General features: G+C 42.7%; 1 protein-coding gene. It reads left to right on the top strand.

The window, feature by feature from the left end; translation table 11 throughout:
• On the top strand, nt 1–227 hold a 227-nt coding region (locus tag CHH91_RS21030; protein ID WP_483372422.1), incomplete at both ends, for a M48 family metalloprotease.

Below are 227 nucleotides of genomic sequence, written 5' to 3'. Positions count from 1 at the left end.
CCACATTAAACGCAATCATGTGTGGAAAAATGTCCTTATTGCTCCAGCTAAGCTTATTCCCTTTTTAGCACAAGCGTATAGTCGCTCATGTGAGTATACATGCGACCGTGCTGCTGCTTACTTTACAGGAAATGTTGTTGCAGCAAAACGGGCTTTAGCGATTTTTAGCATTGGCAAGCGTTTAGCGCCAGAGTTAAATGAGGAAGCGTTCAGACAACAAATCGAAA

The organism is Virgibacillus sp. 7505 (assembly GCF_002272135.1).
Lineage (GTDB): Bacteria > Bacillota > Bacilli > Bacillales > Amphibacillaceae > Terribacillus.
The sequence above is the reverse complement of the archived record's forward strand: the minus strand, read 5'-3'. Positions and strand labels throughout refer to the sequence as shown.